This is a genomic window from Pseudomonas sp. 43NM1 (genome assembly GCF_002836905.1).
Lineage (GTDB): Bacteria > Pseudomonadota > Gammaproteobacteria > Pseudomonadales > Pseudomonadaceae > Aquipseudomonas > Aquipseudomonas prosekii.
This window is the reverse complement of record NZ_MKGS01000095.1, coordinates 1-3,328: the sequence shown is the minus strand read 5'-3', so window position 1 is coordinate 3,328 and position 3,328 is coordinate 1. Positions and strand designations below refer to the sequence as shown.

Sequence of the window (3,328 nt, the reverse complement as noted above, 5' to 3'; positions counted from 1 at the left end):
AAGGCGTAATCCCAACCAACACATACATCACCTGACCCACCGCTTTCGCGAGCAAGCTCAGCTCCCACAGGATCAACGCCGAGCACAAACCCCGCATCCACCAAAAATCCCGTAGGAGCAAAGCTTGCTCGCGAAGGCGTAATCCCAACCAACACATGCATCACCTGACCCACCGCTTTCGCGAGCAAGCTCAGCTCCTACAGAATCTGCGCCGAGCACAAACCCCGCACCCACCACAATCCCCTGTGGGAGCGAGCTCGCTCGCGATAGCGTCATCCCAACTAACACATGCATCACCTGACCCACCGCTATCGCGAGCAAGCTCAGCCCCACCAATATCTCTAATTCTCCCCAGCGCTTCAGCGACTCACAAACTGCTCAAACTGCCAGGGATCCGGCGCTTTACCCGGCGCACAAAATGGCTGCAACACCCTCTCCGGCGGCTGCCAATCGGTCTGCACGCCGGTCAACGTGCCGAGGTAAGGCGTGGCGATTTCCAGCACTTCCTCGTAGTCCATTTGCTCCGCCTCGACGATGCCTTCGTTCGGATGGCGCACCGCCCAGACAATCCCCGACAACACCCCGGCAGCCACCTGCAGACTGGTCGCCGTGTTGAACGGCGCGATGGCCCGCGCCTCGTCGATGCGCAGCAGTGAGCCATACCAATACGCATTCAAATCGTGGCCCATCAGCAACACCCCAAGCGCATCGACGCCGCCCAGAACAATCTCATCGTTCATGATTCGTTTATGGGTTTGCGGTTTCCAGCCACGGCCAATCAACTCGTCAATCGACAACAACGCGTCGTCGCACGGGTGATAAGCGTAATAAACAGTCGGTCGGTAGACTTCTTTGCCCAACTCGCGGACGGTCAGGTAATCGGCGGTGGACACAGTTTCGTGGTGCGTAATCATCCGCCCCAGGCACGGCCCGCCGAGCGGCGTCCAAGTATAGACCTGCACATTGGCGCCCGGCCGTTCGAGGAAGATCGAGTTGCGCGAACCGAACTGATGCCGCTGCGCATCCACCGGCCAAGTCTTCTCGTGCGTGCCCCAACTCAGCTCCGCCGGCTGCAGACTCTCACTCAAAAACCCATCGACCGACCACGTATTGACGAACTCGTCGTCCTCCTTGATCTGCCGGGTTTTCTGCGTATCGCGCTCGGCGACATGAATGACTTTCACGCCCATGTCCATCGCCAGCGCCGCCCAATTAACGCCCTTGCGCGTCATCGGCAACGCAGTTTTCAGTTGCCCCGCCAGTTGCACCAAACCAGCCTTCAACAGATGCGAAATCAAACCCGGATTGGCGCCGTGCGCGACGACTGCCGTCGGGCCTTTATCAATCACTTCACGCAGTTCAAGCACGCTATGCCGAAGCGCATAGTTGGTGCGCTGGGACAACGACATGTCCGGACTGGCATAACCGCCTTCCCAAGGTTCAACGCAAGTGTCGAGGTACAACGCGCCAACATGCGCGGCATAGTGCATCAGCGCTACCGAACTGACGCCCACCGAAACATTGACGATAAAGTCACCGGGGTTGACGTAAAGATCCAGCGTTTTTGCAAAGTTGTCTCGGGTCAGTTGCGCTTCAATGAACTCAATACCCTGCTGCGCAAACCATTCGCGGTCTTCAATAATAGGCGCGAGTACGGTGATGTCGCCGACCGAAATATGCTCCTGCCTCAGCAACAGCGGCAACGTCGCCCGAGCAATAGAACCAAACCCGACAAATACGAACCTGCCGGAAAATACGCAGTGGTTGTCCATGTTGATTGCGCCTCCATGCCCGTTGCCCGTTACACGGCCCGACAACTTAACGGTATGCAATCAACCTACTCGCGCCCTGCCCCGGCGACTACTGTCATATCTGACAGCCTGCCACCAAAGGACAGCTTTCAACTTCAGCAAACAACTGCGCTATACCAACCGCTCGATCTTCTGGTGCCGCCAGACGAACTTGTAATAAGCCGTCTGCAACGCCAGCATGCCCAAGTAAGCCACCGGAAACGCCATCCATACACCTTGCAGTCCATAGTGCGTATCCAGCCAATACGCGACCGGCAACTGCACGCCGACCACACAGACAATTGAAATCGCCATCGGCACCAACACCGTGCCGCTGGCGCGCATGATCCCGCCGATAATTGCCTGGAAACCAAACACCAACAAACTCCACAGCATGATGTGCAACAGATGCTCAGCCATCGCTTGCGTCGTCGGTTCAGTAAGGAACAACCCCAACAACCAGTGCGACAACAGGTACCCCAGCAATACCAAACCACCGGTCAAACACACATTGATCAACAGGCCCGTGCGCAAGATCGGCGTAATCCGCTGCAGTTGCCCCGCACCAATCGCCTGCGCGCCGAGAATCGATGCCGTAATCGCAATCGACAACGCCGGAAACTGCACGTAATTGACAATCTGCGTCACCGCCCCATACGCCGCCGTCGCCTGCGAGCCATGCTGATTGACCAACGCCAGAATCACCAACTCCGACGCCGACAACACCACCATCTGCAACCCGGTCGGCAGGCCGATGCGCAACACTTTGCCGAGAATCGCCAGGTCCAGACGCATCGCCGCAAACATCTCGCGATCCGGCGCCAATGGATGCCCCTTGCGAATCAACCGCCACGCCAGCCACCCCATCGCCGACAAATTGCCCACCAACCCCGCATACGCCGCACTCTGAATCCCCAGCGGCGCAAAACCCAGCCAACCGCGAATCAACGCCGGCGTCAGCGCCAACCCGATACACGTCGAAACGATCAACGCCACCAACGGCGAAACCGTGTCGCTGACCCCGCGCAACAACTGCGTAAACAGCACATAAACCAACAGCGACGGCATGATCCACATCATCACGTGCGCATACGAAACCGCGTCGTCCAACACATCCGCCGGCGTGCCCAAACCCTGCAACGCAGGCCTGGCAAAAATGCTCCCCAACACCGCCGCAAGCAGCCCGATCATCGCGCCCAACAGCAACGTCGTCGCGGCGATAGTTTTGACCAAATGCGTTTCCCGCGCGCCCCAGGCCTGGCCGATCAGTACACCCGCGCCAGCCCCGAGCCCGATCACCAGAGCAATAAAGAAGAACACGATCGGGAACATCCCCGACACAGCCGCGAGCGCCTGAGTGCCGAGCATTTGGCCGATGTAGATGCTGTTGATCGTGCCCGACATGGATTGCAGAAAGTTGGAGAGGACCATGGGGGCGAGGAAAAGCAGGTAGGTTTTCCAGAGGGGATATTGGGTGGTTGGGGTTGGCATTGAGAGTCCGTCTCGGGTGGCGGGTGGGGCTTGGGGGATTCTACGCT

General features: G+C 58.4%; 3 protein-coding genes. All 3 read right to left on the bottom strand.

The window, feature by feature from the left end; genetic code table 11:
• Positions 1-188: hypothetical protein (locus BI292_RS29005; RefSeq protein ID WP_218563480.1), on the bottom strand; the 188-nt coding region annotated here is incomplete at its 3' end.
• Positions 189-359: 171 nt separating this feature from the next.
• Positions 360-1,772 (bottom strand): saccharopine dehydrogenase C-terminal domain-containing protein, encoded by a 1,413-nt coding sequence (locus BI292_RS09590; protein WP_101207733.1) that lies wholly within the window; start codon positions 1,770-1,772, stop codon positions 360-362.
• A 150-nt stretch (positions 1,773-1,922) separates the two neighbouring features.
• Positions 1,923-3,281 (bottom strand): MATE family efflux transporter, encoded by a 1,359-nt coding sequence (locus BI292_RS09585; RefSeq protein WP_101207732.1) that lies wholly within the window; start codon positions 3,279-3,281, stop codon positions 1,923-1,925.
• Positions 3,282-3,328: the final 47 nt, after the last annotated feature.